Annotated in this window: 15 protein-coding genes; 3 read left to right on the top strand and 12 right to left on the bottom strand. The window is 62.2% G+C overall.

What is annotated here, in order from left to right; translation table 11 throughout:
- Nucleotides 1-76: 76 nt before the first annotated feature.
- Complete coding sequence (locus AB5Y89_RS04080; RefSeq protein ID WP_368222917.1) at nucleotides 77-1927, top strand: extracellular solute-binding protein; 1851 nt, start codon at nucleotides 77-79, stop codon at nucleotides 1925-1927.
- A gap of 89 nt (nucleotides 1928-2016) precedes the next feature.
- On the opposite strand, the gene AB5Y89_RS04075 is transcribed toward AB5Y89_RS04080, so the two are convergent.
- Entirely contained in the window at nucleotides 2017-2409 is a 393-nt protein-coding gene (locus AB5Y89_RS04075) for a DUF2750 domain-containing protein (RefSeq protein ID WP_010675308.1), read from the bottom strand.
- A 94-nt stretch (nucleotides 2410-2503) separates the two neighbouring features.
- A complete protein-coding gene (locus tag AB5Y89_RS04070) occupies nucleotides 2504-3052 on the bottom strand; it encodes a hypothetical protein (RefSeq protein WP_045524136.1) in 549 nt (182 codons plus the stop codon).
- Between the two features lie 246 nt (nucleotides 3053-3298).
- Here AB5Y89_RS04070 and AB5Y89_RS04065 point away from each other — a divergent pair, with 246 nt between their 5' ends.
- Nucleotides 3299-3547 (top strand): TIGR02647 family protein, encoded by a 249-nt coding sequence (locus AB5Y89_RS04065; RefSeq protein ID WP_010675310.1) that lies wholly within the window; start codon nucleotides 3299-3301, stop codon nucleotides 3545-3547.
- On the opposite strand, the gene AB5Y89_RS04060 is transcribed toward AB5Y89_RS04065, so the two are convergent.
- From AB5Y89_RS04060 to AB5Y89_RS04030, 7 genes are all read right to left on the bottom strand, one after another.
- Nucleotides 3534-3845, bottom strand: a complete 312-nt coding sequence (locus AB5Y89_RS04060) for a hypothetical protein (RefSeq protein WP_129146699.1) — start codon at nucleotides 3843-3845, stop codon at nucleotides 3534-3536. The genes AB5Y89_RS04065 and AB5Y89_RS04060 overlap by 14 nt on opposite strands.
- Nucleotides 3846-3922: 77 nt before the next feature.
- A complete protein-coding gene (locus AB5Y89_RS04055) occupies nucleotides 3923-4132 on the bottom strand; it encodes a cold-shock protein (RefSeq protein ID WP_005302803.1) in 210 nt (69 codons plus the stop codon).
- A 206-nt stretch (nucleotides 4133-4338) separates the two neighbouring features.
- Complete coding sequence (locus AB5Y89_RS04050) at nucleotides 4339-5439, bottom strand: dihydrolipoamide acetyltransferase family protein (RefSeq protein WP_202044398.1); 1101 nt, start codon at nucleotides 5437-5439, stop codon at nucleotides 4339-4341.
- Nucleotides 5440-5533: 94 nt separating this feature from the next.
- Nucleotides 5534-6520: an alpha-ketoacid dehydrogenase subunit beta gene (locus AB5Y89_RS04045; protein WP_042864128.1), complete on the bottom strand. Its 987-nt coding sequence runs from the start codon at nucleotides 6518-6520 to the stop codon at nucleotides 5534-5536.
- Nucleotides 6517-7605: a pyruvate dehydrogenase (acetyl-transferring) E1 component subunit alpha gene (pdhA, locus tag AB5Y89_RS04040; RefSeq protein WP_330143420.1), complete on the bottom strand. Its 1089-nt coding sequence runs from the start codon at nucleotides 7603-7605 to the stop codon at nucleotides 6517-6519. The genes AB5Y89_RS04045 and pdhA overlap by 4 nt, the downstream gene beginning before the upstream one ends.
- 271 nt (nucleotides 7606-7876) lie before the next feature.
- Nucleotides 7877-8896 carry a succinylglutamate desuccinylase gene (gene astE / locus AB5Y89_RS04035; RefSeq protein ID WP_010675315.1) on the bottom strand — a complete coding sequence of 340 codons (1020 nt, stop codon included), beginning with the start codon at nucleotides 8894-8896 and terminating at the stop codon, nucleotides 7877-7879.
- A gap of 269 nt (nucleotides 8897-9165) precedes the next feature.
- The gene (locus AB5Y89_RS04030) at nucleotides 9166-9375 is read right to left on the bottom strand and encodes a DUF1127 domain-containing protein (RefSeq protein WP_010675316.1); all 210 of its coding nucleotides are present in this window, start codon (nucleotides 9373-9375) and stop codon (nucleotides 9166-9168) included.
- Between the two features lie 530 nt (nucleotides 9376-9905).
- On the opposite strand from AB5Y89_RS04030, the gene AB5Y89_RS04025 reads away from it, so the two are divergent.
- Nucleotides 9906-10799, top strand: a complete 894-nt coding sequence (locus AB5Y89_RS04025) for a DNA replication terminus site-binding protein (RefSeq protein WP_139700391.1) — start codon at nucleotides 9906-9908, stop codon at nucleotides 10797-10799.
- A gap of 81 nt (nucleotides 10800-10880) precedes the next feature.
- Here AB5Y89_RS04025 and AB5Y89_RS04020 read toward each other — a convergent pair whose 3' ends face one another.
- The 3 genes from AB5Y89_RS04020 to AB5Y89_RS04010 form a co-directional block, all read right to left on the bottom strand.
- Nucleotides 10881-14717 (bottom strand): DEAD/DEAH box helicase, encoded by a 3837-nt coding sequence (locus tag AB5Y89_RS04020; RefSeq protein WP_368222915.1) that lies wholly within the window; start codon nucleotides 14715-14717, stop codon nucleotides 10881-10883.
- Nucleotides 14718-14934: 217 nt separating this feature from the next.
- Entirely contained in the window at nucleotides 14935-15588 is a 654-nt protein-coding gene (locus AB5Y89_RS04015; protein WP_039040218.1) for a YceH family protein, read from the bottom strand.
- Nucleotides 15589-15851: 263 nt separating this feature from the next.
- Complete coding sequence (locus tag AB5Y89_RS04010) at nucleotides 15852-17501, bottom strand: Wzy polymerase domain-containing protein (protein ID WP_368222933.1); 1650 nt, start codon at nucleotides 17499-17501, stop codon at nucleotides 15852-15854.
- Nucleotides 17502-17624 lie beyond the last annotated feature (123 nt).

Here is a 17624-nt window from a genome sequence, read left to right as displayed (position 1 = left end):
CTTCCCATCATGGGTCAGGCCCTCTTGGGCCCACCCCATTATTTCGGCAGGATGCCATCATCAGGAGAGCAAGGACATGCGTCATCCGTCATTTTCGATCATCCCCTCTTTACCAGGCATCATGCGGGTCACGGCCATGCTGCTCCCCTTCTGCTGGAGCCCGTTCGGCTGGAGTGCCACCCTGCCGGCAGATCTCAAATGGGAGAGCAACGACACCGACCCCGTCTATGCAGACCCCGAGGCCAAGCGAGGCGGCACCTTCCGGGATTTCATGTCGAGCTTTCCGCTCACCTTGCGCAAATACGGGCCGGATTCCAACGGCGGCTTTGCGGCCTACGTGCGCGAGACCAACCTGCCGCTCCTGAGCACCCATCCCATGACGCGCAATCCCATCCCCATGCTGGCCAACCAGTGGGCTTTCGGCGCGGATAACAAGACGCTCTATTTTCGCATCAACCCCAAGGCCCGCTGGTCGGACGGCCAGCCCGTCACTGCGGATGACTGGGTCTTCACCCTCAAGATGATGCGCAGCAAGGAGATCAACGACCCCTGGTACAACAACTACTACAGTACCCAGATAAGCGAAGTGACCAAGTTTGACGATCACACCCTCGCCATCACCAGCGGCACCGAGAAGAGCCGGGAAGATCTGCTCGAAGCTCTCCCCTTCACCCCGGAGCCCAGCCACGCCATCAAGCTGACCGCCAACTGGGTCAAGGAGTACAACTGGAAGGTGCTGCCGGTCACAGGCCCCTACCAGATTGGCGAGCTCAAGAAGGGCAAGTCGGTTACCTTCGACCGGGTCAAGGATTGGTGGGGGAACGACGAGCGCTACTTCCAGCACCGCTTCAATCCGGATCGTATCGAGATCAAGGTGCTCAGGGATCAGAACATCGCCTGGCAGCACTTCCTGCGCGGTGAGCTCGACACCTTCCCACTCGTGATGCCCAACTGGTGGCATGACAAGAGCAAGACCGCCGAATTCGAGAAGGGCTATATCGAGCGACTCTGGTTCTACAACCAGACGCCTCAGCCCCCCATGGGGCTCTATCTCAACACCGCCGATCCCTTGCTGAGCAATCTCGACGTCAGACTCGGCATCCAGCACGCCCTCGCCCTGGACAAGATGATCGCGACCCTGCTGCGGGGGGACTACCAGCGTCTCAACACCTATGGCTCGGGCCAGGGAGATTTCACCAATACCGACCTCAAGGCGCGCCCCTTCGATCCCGCACTTGCTCGCGAATTCTTTGCCAAGGCGGGCTTTACCAAGACCGGGCCGGATGGCATCTTGCGAAACGATAAGGGCCAGCCCCTCTCCCTCAGCATCACCTACACCACGGCGGAACATGCACAACGCCTCACCCTGCTGCGGGAAGAGGCGAAAAAGGCGGGGCTCAACCTCGAGCTCAATCTGATGGATGCGTCTTCCGGCTTCAAATCCATGCTGGAGAAAAAACACCAGAGTGCCTGGATGGCCTGGAGCGGTGGTCGCTATCCCGCCTATTGGGAACACTTCCATAAGGTCAATGCCAACAAGCCCCAGACCAACAACATCATGAACATCGATGACGACAGGATCTCTGCCCTGGTGGAGCAATACGACAAGGCGTTCGATTTCGGCAAGAAGGCCGACCTCTCCCGCCAGATCCAGCAGCGACTCTATGAGCTCGCCAGCTTCGTCCCCGCCTATCAGGTGCCCTATACCCGGGCCGGCGCCTGGCGCTGGATACGCCTGCCCAAGGTGCCGGCAACCCCCCAGAGCGACTTGCTCTACTGGCCCCTCGACGGCTCCAACTCGGGTTACAGCTTCGGCGGCCTGCTCTGGATTGACGAAGCGGCAAAGGCGCAGACCCGGGCCGCCATCAAAGGGGGGCAGACCTTCCCGCCAGTGACCATCACGGATACCACCTACCAGCAAAAATAGGGCAGCTGGCACCGTCAGCCCCAAAACAAAAGACCCTGCACATTGGCGGGGTCTTTGTTACAACCGGGATGGCACCAGGCAGAGGGCGCTCAGCCGCGTTTGGCCTGCTTTTGCGCAATGGCGTCGGCGACGTCGGCCGGGTCCAGCACAATGCCTTCCTGATCCGGCGTCGGGAACACGGCCACGCAGAGATCATCCTGCTCCATGCCGTCCACCCAGCGATCCAGCCACACCTTGAGGGTGATGGATTGCGGCTTGCACTCGGCCCACTCCCCTTCGGCCCAGGCCTTGGCGTAGTCGGGATGCGGCCATACCGGGATGCAGTCTTCCTCTTCGGTCGTCAGCATCATGACGCCGTGTTCGTCGGTCAGGACAAACAGCTCTTCGTGCTCGACCAGCTTGCTGATGAAGTGATCAAAGCGGTAATCGGCGTTCAGTTGCAGCGCGGCATTGCGCTCGGTGTCGCTAAGTTCATAGCTCATCGGTCAAGTCTCTCGTTCAATAAAGGGCGACATGTTCACATCTTGCCGACCCCTTGTCCAGCAGGAGTAATGGGTCATCCGTCTTTCCATCGCCTCACCCCAGCTCGGGGGTCAACAGCCGGAGTCCCGCGGTCTCACCCAGTCGCTCCCTCAGCCAATAGGCGGACTCCACCTCCACAAAGCAGAGCTGATCCCGCCCCGCAGCGACCCCCACCATGATCTGCTCAAGCCGTGCTTGCTGGGCGGCACTCCAGGCAGCAACCAGCTTGCCGCCATGGGCCTCGTCCACCACCTCACGGCGCAGCTCGAACAGGTTATCGGTGATCGGGCTGTTTATCTTGCTCGGGTGGCGCCAGTACATCTGCAGGTTGTCCAGCATCTCCTCATCGTAACTTGCCAGCGCATCGAGCTCCGGCGTCTCTTTGCTCTGGGCCGCGAATTCACACCAGCCTGCCGACAAGGTAGCCAGACTCTGGGCATCCTTGCCATGCTGACGCAGGGTTGTCACGTCTTCCCCACGAATGGCCGGCAGCCAGAGATCTCCTTGATGTTGCGCCAGGAGAGGGAGCAGCAAGGAGGGAGCATAAACAGGAAAACGGGGACCCAGAGAGTGCAGCAGAGAGACCAGAGTAACAGTGATCATGAGACGCGCCTTGAACAAGATGACCTGGCATCACGCCTGGTCATGAGGGTGAACGAGGGTGCCATTCTAGCATGTTTGCCTTGCTGGGGGCGTTTGCGTCCAGCCGGGCCGGTGATAGATAGCGTCCAAAAAAGCAGCGTTTGAACCAGAGCGGCCCCGATAAAGGCCAATTGTTTGAGCCAGCGCCCACTAAAGAGGCACCGGGGATGCTAGGTTGCATACATCTTTAGCGTAAGGAGTGCATCCATGAGTGGGATCAACCAGGTTTCTGACGATTTTGTGAATGAGCTGAAAATACTGGCGTGTTTTGATCCGGCCAACATGAGCCTGGGGATCAAGCTGCGCAGCGACATGTCGGAAGCGCTTTGCCAGGCGGCAGCGCGCCTGCACAGCCAGGGCCTGATCACCGCAGCAGATGGCGGCTATCTGACCCCTTTCGGCATGACCATGCTGGAGCATCTCCAACACCTGCTGGTCGCACTCAAGCCGAATTGAGCGGTTGTGGTGCCCAGAGCGAGAAGTTGAGCAACTCCCAGCGCTCTCCTTGTCGCAGCAGACAAGCAAACAGCAAAGGACCTTCGGGTCCTTTTATCTTGCCATCGACCAGCCACTCTCCCCCCCGTTTTGGCACCGGCTGTACCCTGATCTCATCGGGTTTCACCGCGTTTCCCAGGCGAACATGTACAAACTGTTGACACACGGACACGGCATCATTCACCGCAGGATCCGGCGTGGGCGTGCTGGCCTGACCGGTCAACGCCACGGTCAGCAAGAGGGAGGAGAGCAGGGTCATGACGCGTATTGATGAAGCCATGAAAACAAAAAGCCGTGGCACCAGAGGTACCACGGCTTTCTTAAATTCTGCAAGAATTACAGAGCAGTTACGTTCTCAGCCTGCGGGCCTTTTTGACCTTGGGTCACAGAGAACTGTACGCGCTGACCTTCAGCCAGGGTACGGAAGCCGTTACCTTGGATGGCGCTGAAGTGAACGAAAACGTCCGGGCCGTTTTCTTGCTGGATGAAGCCAAAACCTTTGGTTTCGTTGAAAAACTTAACGGTACCGGTGATCATGTTAGACATATCTTTAAACCTGTATTCAAAATAATTACTTATGCTTTTCAGCGGGTAAAGCTCAAAAAACGGGATTACTTATGAACAACAGGAAAAGATGTAAAACATCATATTCATTGACATAACTATCGCCCTTTCAAGCTGGTTGAGATTATACGTGCCTTTGTCGATTACGCAAACAAATTTGTACCCCGCCAGCGGCGGGGTACGGCGGTTTAGACCTGTGCCGACTCCAGTGCCTGAACCAGGGCTTTGAGGAAGCGAGCCGCCTCTCCACCGGTGCAGGCTCTGTGGTCAAACGTCATCGACAGGGGAAGTGCACGCACCGGGCGCGCCTCGCCGTGGATGAACACCACCTTCTCGAACAACTTGCCCGCTCCTATGATGGCCACCTGGGGTGGTGTGACGATGGGGCTGGCGTAACGGCCTGCGATGGCGCCAAAGTTGGTGAGGGTGATGGTTGCCCCCTGCAGCATTTCCCGCGGCACGGCACGGGCCTTCACATCGGCGATCATCCGATCCAGCCCCTGCCGTATGTCAGCCGGGTCCCGCTCTGCCACGTTCTCCATCACGGGCACATAGAGCCCATGCTTGGAGTCGACCGCGATGGCCACATTGACCTCCCTGAATAGACGCCGCGACAGGATCTCTCCGTCAAACCACGCATTCATGGAGGGTTCGGCCCGACACGCCACGCCGATCGCCTTGATGAGGCGCACCGTCACATCTTCATCCGGGCGCCAGTGGCGCAAGTCCACTTCGTCGGTGATGCTCACCGGCACCACAGTCCGGTGCGAGAGCTCCATCGCCTTGGCCATGGCCCGGCGCGAGCCTTTCAGGAATTCGTTGCCGCTCTCCTGCTGGGCCTCGAACGCCTGTTGCACATCCTGCTCGGTCACCATGCCAGCGCTGCCGGTTCCCTTGACCTTGTCGATGTCCAGCCCCAGTTTTTGCGCCAGCAGACGTACCGCTGGCATGGCTTGCACCAGCGTGCCGCCGGGCGCCATGGCCCCCACCACGAAATGATCCTCGATATGCTGCTGATGAGCGCTGACCTTGCCAACGACGGTGCCGTCATCCTCGCCCCCTTCAAACTCCACCAGCGGTGCCCCGATGTGGAGGATGTCCCCCTCCTGCCCGCACAATCTGGCGATGACCCCGGCCACCGGTGAGGGCACATCCACCAGCGCCTTGGCTGTCTCCACCGACAGCAGTACCTGATCTACCTGCACCGTATCACCGGCGCTCACCTTCCACTCGACGATCTCGGCCTCGGCCAGTCCTTCGCCCAGATCCGGCAATTTGAAAAATTTCATGACCTGCTCTCCCTCTGCTGGGACATCACCAAACATTGACAGACACCATGGAGCCCTGTGGCCCAGGCACTTGCGCATCCGTACCTGTCGCGCGTCATAGCCACTGGTTCTCCATCAGTTGCCGAGCCGCCTGCGCGATCTCCTGCTCGGTGATGAGGTAATACTCCTCGTTGCGATAGTAGGGGACGGCGGCATCCACGCCGGTGAGGCGTCTTGGCGGCGCCTTGAGGGCAGTCATCGCCTCTTCGGTCACCTGGGACACGATTTCGGCACCCACCCCGAAACTGCCACAGGCTTCGTGTACCACCAGCAGCCTCCCGGTCTTGCGTACCGAGGTCAGGATGCTCTCCATGTCCAGGGGTTTGATGGTGGCAAGATCCAGCACCTCGCACTGGATGTCCTGCTCCGCCAGCAGGTTCGCCGCACGCATGACTTCCTGGATGCAGGCTCCCCAGGCCACCACAGTGATGTCCCGGCCGGGACGCAGGGTGAAGCAGACATCCAGCGGCAGGCCGACGCCGTCATCCACCACATCCGACTTCATGGAGCGATAGATGCGATCCGGCTCGAAGAACATCACGGGATCCGGATCCCGAATGGCCGACAGCAGCAGGCCGTAAGCCCGCTTCGGGCTCGAAGGGATAACGACCCGCAGCCCGGGGATATGGGCAAACAGGGCCTCGACGCTCTCGCTGTGGTGCTCGGGCGAATGGATGCCGGCACCGTAGGGGGAGCGGTAAACGATGGGACAGGTGACGCGGCCACGGGTCCGGTTTCGCATCCGCGCCGCCTGGCAGATGATCTGCTCCATGCCCGGGAAGATGAAGCCCTGGAACTGGAATTCGGCCACGGGTTTGAGCCCCTGGGTCGCCATGCCCACCGCCACCCCGGCGATGAGTCCTTCGGCCAGCGGCGTATCGATGACCCGCTTGAACCCGAATTTATCGCGAAGCCCCACAGTGGCACGAAACACACCGCCGTTGACCCCCACATCCTCCCCCAGTACCACCACATCAGGATCGCGTGCCATCTCGTGGTGCAATGCCAGATTGATCGCTTCGAGCAGCGTGATATCGCTCATAGTCCCTCCCCGCTCTGCTGCATGCCCTTGGCGATGATGCGCTGGCGCTGGGCAAGATAGGCCTTCGGCAGCTCGGCAAACTGGTAATCGAGCAGGGTCTCCGGCGCCTGGGGCGTGATGGCCTCGTAGGCGGCAACGGCGCGCTCCACTTCCCGGCCCGCCTCTGCCAGCAGCGCCTGTTCTTGCTGCTCGTCCCACCACCCCCGTTCAAACATGAACTGGCGCAGCCGCTTGACCGGCTCCCTGGCCCAAGCCGCTTCCACCTCGTCGCCGTCACGATAGCGAGTCGCATCATCGGCGGTGGTGTGATCCCCGAGCCGGTAGCTGACGGCTTCGATGAGCGTCGGCCCCTTGCCGCTGCGAGCCCGCTCGACGGCGGCGCGGGTCGCCTCATAGACCGCCACCACGTCATTGCCGTCCACCTGAAGGCTGCGCACCCCGGCTCCTATGCCCTTCTGGGCCAGGGTGGGCGCGCTCGACTGCAACTTGCGCGGCACCGAGATGGCCCACTGGTTGTTGTTGATGATCATCACCATGGGGAGATGCCAAACACCGGCACAGTTGAGCCCCTCGAGGAAGTCTCCCTTGGAGGTGCCGCCATCGCCGATGGTCACCACGGCGACCCTGGGCTGGTTGCGCAGCTTGAAGGCGGCCGCGATGCCGGCAGCATGGGTGATCTGGGTGGCGATGGGAACGCAGATGGGCAAGTCTTCCGACAACTCGCCATCGGCCTTGTAGAAGACACTGCCCCGTTCATCGCCGCCCCAATACTGCAGGTTCTGCTCCATGGGCACGCCCCTCACGTAGAGAGTGGGCATGTCCCGGTAGTAGGGCACATAGACATCCTCTGGCTGCATGGCGAGCCCGACCCCGATCCCCACCGCTTCCGCCCCGAGATGGGAGGGAAAGGTGCCGAGTTTGCCGGTTCGCTGCAGTGCTATCGCTTTCTTGTCGTAACTGCGCACCATCACCATGTTGCGGTAGAAGGTGTGCAGCATCGCCTTGTCCAGCCAGGTCGGCAGTGTCGCGACCGGGCGCCCCTCCTCATCGAGGTAACGAAGGAAGGGGATGTCGACATGGGTCATAACTGGCTCCTTGCCGTTGTCAGCGTCACCACTATGAGGTGACATTTAAAATGTAAACAACATGTTAATCAAAGGGCAACGAGATTCATCCAGGTAAGACCAGTAGAAACTTCTTTTATTTTCGAAGGTAATCGGAATTTTCGGCGAGCAGAAACAAAGAAGGGAGCCTGTTCAGGCTCCCTGTCATATCGAGTTCGGGATCACGCCCATCACCGCCATGCTGCTTGACACCGCCCGTGGCGCAGGATCAGCATGACAAAAAGGCGTCAATTCACTCCCACAAACGGGTGGGTACCACCAGCAGCATGGTGCGCTGTCCGATGGCCACGTTGGCGTTGGGGAAGACCACCGCCTCCCGCGGTTTCTCTACCCTGTATTGCCGATCCCCATCTTCTGCCAGCACAAAACCCTGGGGAAATTCGGTGAAATTGTCCACATCGCTGGCAAACAGGAAGCGGAACTGCTCCGACTGCTTGTTGATCACCCGATCTATGGCAAAAAGGGTGAAGTCATCGGCTCGCCAGGGCTCGAGGGCCACCTCATCCCGGGTCACCAGCTCCTGCAATGTCTGGCGCACCTCGATGAAGCGGGTCATGTCGTTTTCACCGAAGGGCCGCACCTTGCCCAGCTCCACCGTAAAGGCATGGGCGCCGTGCTGGTGCGAGCTGTAATAGCTGAAGGTGGTGGTCGGGCCGCTCGAGAGCAGTATGGTGCGCACGCCGCAGGCACCGAGGAAACGTACCTGCTCCTTGCAGTGGGGGCGTTCGTGGGGGAAGGGATAGACGGCAAACTTCTCGTGGCGCGAGCCGCGAATGGCGGTATGGAGATCGTAGTGGTAACGGGGCCTGGCCGAGTCGGCAAAGAAGCGGCTCACATACTGCTCCAGACGCATGGCGCGGATGCGCTCCCGGTTGCACAGCCCCTCCCCCTTGCTGTGGGCGCCCGAGAAGAGGCGGTTCATGTTCTCTTCCACCTCCCTCACCCCCTGGTTCATGGCGGCGGGGTTGCCAAAGAGGAAGAGCACTCGGTGACGAACCTTGAGCTCCTCTGCGAGCAACCGGGTCAGCAACTGGTTGCAGATCTCGATGGGGGCGGTCTCGTTGCCGTGGATGCCACAGGAAAGGACGATGTCCTTATGCCCGGGTTGCCCCGCCTCGGAAGCGGGTTCCAGGCAGATCACACCGGTATCCCACACGCTCACCCGGGTACCGTCGGTCAGATTGAAGGCGAAAGGCTCGAGCTGCCACTCATGGCGGCGCGTCAGGGCCAAAAAGTCATGCTGGGGAATCATCCGTCTCACCCTTTAGTCTGGAATGCCATGGCCGGATTATACGCAAGGCAACCGGGCTTAAAATCAGTTTTTAAACAAATTCAAACAGTAAGGATACAAAAATGGCGATAATGAGTGACAACTCATGCAACAGGATCAAGCGGGGGGAAACACGGGAGAGGTAAAGCGGTGAACGGGTATCGGCAGATGAAGACAGCATGCCTTCGGCAGACGGGTGGGCAGCATGCCCCTGGGATCAGCAGAAAAACAAGGCATCCATGCCCGGCTGATCAACCACGCCAGAACGGCTTGGTGGTCTCTTGATAGCGGTCGGCTTCGTTCAGACCGATGTCCTTGAGCAGGTAGGCGGGCAGCTCGGAGAGCTGGCGACGGCTGCGGCTGCGTTCCAGCCAGGTCAGGACGGTCATCTTGACGCGAGCAACCAGATTCGATTCGCTGGAATGCTGGTAACCGGCTTCGGTATAAGTCATGTTGGCCATGATATGGCTCCTCTCTCTCGTTCTGCGCAAGGCTCGGATTTGATGCGCAAAGCTTAGTCAGGGCGGGGAGGTGCCTCAATTGACGAATTTTGATACATGACATTAGTAAAAGTAATGGTTGATATCGCCAGGGCAATAACCATAACCATATGATTTTAAAATGAAATAATGCTGAAAATTTCCCCCCGGCAGCCTGACAGCATTTTCTCCTGCGCCACCCACTTCTAACTATGCACTTTCCCACGCTAGCTATGCACGGCACGACGCCGAGTCAGCAGGGTGCAAACTCTCGGCCACCAGGGTTTGTTAACAAATAGATCGCAACAAGATCGTTATTTAACAAAAAGATACGAACAGGCAACCTGAACCGGATGCCCCCATGTCACCCCCATCGTCAGGGTGGCACCGGACACTTGGCACCCTGCTATCATACTGGTATGGTTATTTATACAGTGGTTTATCATGCTGCCTCCCCACGTTGTCCCAATATCATGCTGAACAAGGGAGCGGCACACACACAGGATCTGCCGATGGACACCTTTACCCCCACCGCCGCCCTGCGTCAACAGATGGCCCTGCTGGAGGCGTCGCTGGCACGCCTTGCCCGGCAACTGGGCCAGCTCGACCTGCTGGAGGCTCATGTCTATCCCCTCCCGGCCGTGGCCCAGGGGGAAGAGCATGAGCCCATCGAGGCCATCGAGGTGGGCTATCTCTCGGGCGAGGCGGCCCTGGCCGCCACCCTCGCCGCCTTTCAGGACCACAGCGCCCGCCCCGGCTGCTCCACCAAGGCGACCCACCGTCTGCCCGGCTGGCTGCGCTTTCCTGCCGCCAGCGCCAGGGAGCTGGCCCCTGTCATCGAGGAGATCAACGCGCACAAGCTCGCCTTCAAGGCCATGGTGCAGGCGGCGGGCGGGCGGGACGAGAAGTTCGAGCTGGTGCACGGTGCCCTGCCCGGCGTCATCACCCTGCAGGTCTATCGCAAGCTGACCTGGCTTCAGGGGGATCTCCATTCGCTGGGCTTCACCTGGGCCGACAAGCAGAGCATCAGCCGCCTCAGCCGGGAGCAGGTACTGGAGATGCTGGAGCGAAGCCGCCGGTATGTACCGGCGCTCTTTGACAACGAAGAGTGGAGCAAGATGGTGGATCAGGAGGTATACGACATTCGCCGCCTGCCGGCGGATGCCGCCCTGCGGATCCGCAGGCCGGTCAAGACCCACCCCATGATCAATCTGCTCTGGCAGGACCGGGAGCCCCGCAAGCAGCAGATCAAGGCGAGCCTTCCCCTGCTGCTCTGCTCCGATACCCAGCCGGCCGTCACCCATCTGGGCCACTACCCGCCCAAGCTGCGCCAGGCACGCCGGGATCGCAAGATTGGCGGTGACCCCATCATAGAGCGGCTGCACCTCTACCTCTATCAGGGGTAGCGCAGGCCCGGCACCGCCACAAACGACAAGGGGAGCATCACGGATGCTCCCCTTGTCACATCGGGCGACAGCCCATCGCCGTCAGCTCATCAGCAGTGCCCGCAGGCTCTCCACATCCAGCCCCTTCACCTCGGACTGGCCGCTCAGGAGGCCGTCGGCCAGTGCTCGCTTCTCGTCGTGCAGCGCCACTATCTTCTCCTCCACCGTCTGCTCGCACACCAGGCGATAGACGGTCACCGGCTGGGTCTGGCCCATGCGGTGTGCCCGATCGCTCGCCTGATCCTCCACCGCCGGGTTCCACCAGGGATCGAGGTGCAGCACGGTGTCGGCCTGGGTCAGGTTGAGGCCCGTGCCCCCCGCCTTGAGGCTGATGAGGAAGAGCGGCACCGCTTCGTGGCGAAAACGCAGGATGGACTCCTGACGGGACTTGGCCGAGCAGCCCCCATCCAGATAGCAGTAGTCCCACTGCCGCTGTTCGATACGGCTGCGCAGCAGGCTCAGCAGATCGACAAACTGGCTGAACACCAGCACCCGGTGGCCACCATCGATGGCTTCGTCCAGCAGCGCCATCGCCTCGTCCAGTTTGCTGCTGGTCTGGGACCACTCCGGCATCACCAGCTGGGGGGAGCAGCAGAGTCGGCGCAGCCGGGTCAGGCCGCTCAGCACATGCATCAGAGCACGGCCATCGGCACTTTGCACCTGCTGCACCACCTCGCGCCGGGTCGCCTCGTAGAGCTGACGCTCCTCGGGGGAGAGGCTGATGTGATGGATGATCTCGGTCTTGTCCGGCAGCTCCGTCAGCACCTGTTGCTTGAGGCGGCGCAGGATGAAGGGGCTGATCACCGCCCGCAGCATCGCCATGTGCTGGGGATCCTTGACCGCCTTGCCAAAGCGGCGCTTGAACTCCCCGAGGCTCCCGAGCAGGCCGGGGTTGATGAAGCTGAACAGGCTCCACAGCTCCCCCAGATGGTTCTCGATGGGGGTGCCGGAGAGGGCGAGGCGAAAATCCCCGTCGAGCTGGAACAGCAGCTTGGCACGCTGGGTACCGGCATTCTTGATCTGCTGTGCCTCGTCCAGCACCATGCTCGACCAGCGGCGGGACTTGAGCGCCTGGGAGAGACTGCCGAGCATGCCGTAGTTGACCAGGACGATCTGTCCGGCCCTGGCCCCCTGGATCAGGGTCTCCCGCTCGGCGGGATGGTCGAACACCACCACCTCGAGCTCGGGGGCAAAGCGGGCCACCTCCTCCTGCCAGTTGGTGACCACTGACTTGGGCACCACCACCAGCGCCGGGCCCAGGTGCTGGCGCATGCGCAGCACGATGAGGGCCTGCAAGGTCTTGCCCAGGCCCATGTCATCGGCCAGACAGGCACCAAAGCCGTGATGGGCCAGGGTCGCCATCCAGCGTACTCCCTCCTTCTGATAGTCCCGCAGCGCCGTCAGCAGCTCGGGGGGACAGCTCACCTCCTGCTGCCACTCCTGCTGGAGATTCTGCCAGGCGGCATCCCCCTCGGTGGTGATGACGGAGAGCAGGCGGGCCAGCGGATAGGCCAGCTTGTTGTTGATGCGCTGCTCGTTGTCCAGCATGGCGCCGAGCACGGTGAGGCGTTCCACCAGCTTGTCGCTCAGCATCAGGCTGGTCTTCTCGTCGAGCTGCACCGTGCGCTGGCCCGGTGTCAGCTGGCGCAGGATGAGGCGAAGATCGAGGATCTGGTGCTCGTCCAGCGAGAGCGCCCCCTCCACCTGGAACCAGTCCTGACGCCGCTCGATGCGCAGGCTCAGGGCCGCCTCATCAAGGCTCTTGAGGCGGGCGCTGTCCTGGTGCCAGTGCACCACCACACCGGCGTCCACCAGCTCCGGCAGGGCGTTGACCAGGGTAAGCGCCTGCTCCCCGTCCAGCTTCCACTCGTTGCCGGGCAGGCCAATGGGCAACTGGTTGCGAAGGCGCTGGGCATCGTCCTTCTCGGCAGCCAGATCCCGCTGCCAGTAGTGATACTCCCGGATACCCTGGCGCACGATGGCCTCCCCCTTGCCCAGAGGCAAGGGAGGCAGGTCCCCCTCCCGGGTCACCAGCTGGACCACGAGCTGCCCCTCCTGCCAGTCGAGCAGGACGGAGGGAACGCCGGGCCAGGGGGCCAGCTCGGCATTGCCTCTGAGCCCCGCCACCTGGCTGTGCCAGGGGAGATCGGGGATGGCATCCAGCGTGCGTTGCAGCTCCTCGAGCCCGGCCGGCGGCAATGCCGGAATGGCCTCCAGGGCCGGTAATCTGTCCAGCAGCGCCTGCGGTGTCAGAATAAGCTGCCACAAATCCTGAGCCAGGGGGACGATGTGCGCACCGCGGGCGGCGGGAGCAGGATGTAGTCTGGCGCTCATGCCCTCCCCGCTCTGTACCAGTTGCAGCAGGGGGGCGCTGACGGCCAGTTGCAGCTTCTGCCCCTTGGCATTGAAGAGGCGAGGATGGTTTGCCAGGGGCACCCAGGCATCCCGGGGCAGCTTGCCCATGTTGCGCGGCAGGGTGCGCACCAGTGCCCAGTCAGCTTCGTCCAGCAGGCTGGCGTACTGGGTGGAAAGCAGGGCCGGATCGACCCTTCGCCCGGCGGTCCACTCCCCCTTGGTGCTCTGCTTCTGGATCTTGCACTCAAGCTCAGGCCCCTCTGCGTGGAGCAGCCAGACCAGCCGCTCCTGGGGCTTGCGCACCCCGCTCGAGCGTCCCAACCCCTGCAGCCAGTTGAGCCAGCTTGCCGAGGCGGGGGCCTTGCCTTCCTCCTCAGTGGCATCCTCTTCCTCCCCTTGAGCAGGGCGCAACGCGCGCAGGGGCCAATGGGCGGCCTCCCGGCCCAGCAGGAGTCGCAGCAGATCCTGGCAGAAGGCCATCAGGCGATGCCGAGGCTCGGCGTCCAGCACGTGAGAGAGGTCCCACTTGTGCAAGATGGTCACCTGGGGGCTCTGCTCGCCGTGGCGCGCCAGGGCGCAGAGATCGAGCCAGAGGTAACCCCAGTGGAGCTCCTCCAGCGGCAGTTGCAGGGTATCGAACAGGCCTACCGCCTGGCCGTGGCGATCTCCGGCCCACTGCCCCAGCAGATCGGCCAGCAGGGGGGAGTGATGGCCCAGACTGCGCTGCCACTTCTTGCGCTGCTCGCTCCCCTGCACCGGATCTGCCTGTTGCAACCAGCCGAGCCAGAGCAGGGCGCTGAACATCCGGGGCCAGGGCGACGCCTCTTGCCCCTGCCACTGGCCAAGCGCCCCCAGCAGCCGCTCGGCCAGGGGTTGCTCATCCCCCTGCTGCGCCAGTTGTTGCAGTGCAGGCCAGTGAGTGGTTACCTCGCCCCCAAAGGAACCGCAGAGCCACTCCCATTCGCGGGCGCGAGCCTGGATCTGGCCAGAGAGCGCCGGGGAGCAGGAGGCGACCAGCGTTGCCAGCGGCCAGCCCTCGTCAGGCTCTGCGTCAAGCAGGGCCTGCAGGGCGAAGTGTTCGAGCAGCAGGGCCTGCCAGGCGGGGCTGGAGCCTGCCAGCAGGCGGGGAGCATCGGGGAGATCCAGGAGGCTCAGGAGCTCGGCACTCTGGTAATAGGCCGGGATCTGCCCCGCCTCCCCCAGACAGAGCTCGCGCACCACCTCCTGTGCCCGCTCCAGGCCCGTGACCGAGGGGATGCGGGACCACTGCGGCATGGGGCACTCCCCCGCACGCACCGCCAGGATCAGGGTCAGGGTTCCCTCTGCCGTCAGACTCCACTGCTGCTCCGTTCGTTGACGGACAAGCCCCCACTGCTGCAACTGATCAAGGGTGTCGAGCAGCACACGCCCGGGTGCGCCCGGGGCATAGAGGGTGTCTTGCAGGTAACGAGTGCTGGCGGCGCGCTGCAATTGCAGCTCGCACAGCAGGGCATGGCAATCTGAAGAGAGGGTGAAGGCTGACATCAGAACTCACGGGCAAGTGCAAAGGCGGAATTTTAACGGGAAAGCGGCGGCGGCTCGACCCTTAAGCGCGAAATAGTGCAAAAAAGCTGGCGCCTTTGATGGGTACGCGAGCGACAGGGCTGACAGGGCACTCGCCCCTGCCACCGGGCAACGGGCCGCAGGAGGGGCGCGGTCATCAAAAAAGGCGCCGCAGCGCCTTCTGGAAACAGATGTTGGCTCAGCCTTCCAGCCGGGCCAGACGGGCTTCCAGCCCCTGCAACTGCCCCTTGAGGTGCTCGACCTCTTCTTCGAGCGCTGCCAGTCTGTCTGCCGCCGGTGACACAAGGTTGCCAGCGGGCGCCGCGTCGGCCAGCGCCTGCAGATCCACCTCGCCACTGAACAGGTGCGCGTAGCGGGATTCCCGCTTGCCCGGCTCACGGGGCAGCTTCACCACATAGGGCCCCCGCTCGATGAGGGTGGCCAGCACCGCATCCACCTCGGTCACATCGTCAAAGCTGCACAGCCGGTTGGTGCGCGAACGCAACTCACCCGGGGTCTGCGGGCCACGCAGCAAGAGTTCGCAGATGATGCCGAGCTCCTGGGCCGAGAACTTCAGCTCGCCGAACTCGGTATTGCAGAAACGATGCTGATAGCGGGGCACCCTGGCGTTGAAACCGGCGGTATTGACCACCAGACGGCGGCGGATCAGCTCGTCGATCACGGCGCGAATATCCAGCTCGGCGAGCTCCAGCACGGGTTCCCGGTTGCTCTTCTGGTTGCAGGCATTGACCAGTGCATTGAGCGAGAGAGGGTACTGATCCGGCGTGCAGATCTCTTTCTCAATCAGGCAGCCGATCACGCGGGCCTCTAATGGGCCTAGTACTATCTCCATGTCATACTCCCTTGCCAAACAAGACGTTAAGACGGTTATCTTAGCCAAGGCGCTTGCGCCGTCCAGCAGATAACCCCATTTTTGCGAGCCGATGAAACCCTTGCTGCAACCTTGTACAGCAAAACGGCCTCGGTGCGCGGGCGAGGTGAACGGATGGCCGGGAACCTCTTTGGCAACCAGCCCCCTCCCCCTTCAACGAGGCGGGCACAAGAACCATCACGGCCGCAAAGGCGGCCGTGATGGTAGACAGATTGAAACGGCCCTCACGAAGAGGGCTTGCGCTCCAGGGCCGCGGCCACCTTTCTTGCGGCCGACACGGTGAGCAAAGGCTCACCCGGATAGAGCATCAGGGCGCTTGCCCGCAGGTTGTCGGCCTCCGCCGTGCGCCCCAGGGCATTGAGGGCGATCACCATGTTGGCGTAGATGTTGGCCCTCGGGGTATGGCGCACGAAGGCCTGCCCCCAGTCGAGGTAGGCTTCAAGCTCCGCCTGGTTGTTGGCCTGCAGACCGACCATGAGGCGCACCGCGTTCACGTCGAACTCCACCCGGGTCAGCCAGGCCATGGGGTTGACGATGTCGAGCAGGAGCGCAGGCTGCTTGTAACCGCCCCGCTCATACTTGGTCACCACCCAGGCGGTGTGCAGGGCGGTCAGCATGAAGGGGATGACGATCAGGGGAATGGCGATGGCCATGAAGCGCAGCAGCAACCAGGGGCGGCACAGATGGTCGCGCCAGTTGCCGTGGCCTTGCTCCTCCACCTCCGCATCCATCGCATACAGGAGCAGCAGCAGCGCCCACCACAGGGCGATGGCGTGGTAAAAGGGGTACTCGGTCTGGGTGTGCAGCAAGATGGGGGTCACCAGCGCAAGCAAGGCGGCGCCCTTGACCCAGCCCGCCCGGCTCAGACGCCACAGCAGGGCCCCGCCCATCAGCACCATGCCCAGCATGGGTGCCAGACCCCCTTCCACCGCCCAGTAGAGGAACTCGTTGTGGGGGTGATCCAGGTTGTACTCGATCTGCACCATGGCCGGGTTCAGCGCCTTGTCGGCCATGTAGTGATCGAGAAACACCGACTCGAAGCTGCCATAGCCCCAACCGGTCCAGGGCATCTGGGCAATCAGCTTGGCGGCGTAGGGCCAGTAGATGGAGCGCATGCCGCCGGACTGGTAGATCTCCAGCCCTCGTCTGGCTCCGGCCATCAGGTATTGCGAGGCCAGCCCGAGCAGAATGCCCAGGGCCACCAGCGCGAGCATCCGGCCCAGCCGCCGCTCACGCCCCAGCTGGGCGGACAGCAGCAAGAGAGCCATCACGCCGCCCAGTTGCCCGACTCGCGATTGCAGGACCACCAGCAGCAGAGAAGTGGCCAGGATCACCCCATAGCGCAGCCCCTTGAGCCAAGGGTTGGCATCACCGCGCAGCTCCAGCCAGATGGCCAGTGACAGGCCGGTCGCCATGAAGCTCGCCATCACGTTGGGTTGCTGGAAGATGCCATAGGGGCGGTTGGTCTGGGTGTCGTACCCAATCCAGTTGCCCGGCACCAGCAGGTAATACTGCACCAGGCCGAGCAGCGCCTCGATGGCGACGGCCCCCAACAGCAGATAGAGCAGCCTGTCTCGCGCCTCGCGGCCGAATCGCCACTGATAGAGGCTTGCCAGAAACAGCAGGCCGGCAAACAGCCCCAGCAGCCGGGGAATGGCATAGTCCTTGAGCTCGAATCCCGGATAGGCCATGGGCAGCAACAACAAGAGGCCCCCCAGCCACTGGGCCGTCAGCAGCGGCGAGACCACCAGTCGCTGGCTGAGGGTCACATGCCACAGCCCCAGCGCCATCACCAGGCTGGCGAAGATCCACCCCCAGGCATTGAACGGCAGATAGAGCCCTGCCCCGCCCGGGTTGTGCATGAAAAAATGCATGCCAAGCAACCAGTAAAGGAGGCTGACAACCCCCAATATCCCTGTCGTCGACGTCACCGTCACTGCTCCCTGTTGTGTCATGCTCATGCTCGTTTTCTTCCGACACGCCATACATGAAGGGGG

This window comes from Aeromonas sp. s4 (assembly GCF_040907855.1).
GTDB classification, from domain to species: Bacteria; Pseudomonadota; Gammaproteobacteria; order Enterobacterales; family Aeromonadaceae; genus Aeromonas; species Aeromonas caviae.
The sequence above is the reverse complement of the archived record's forward strand: the minus strand, read 5'-3'. Positions and strand labels throughout refer to the sequence as shown.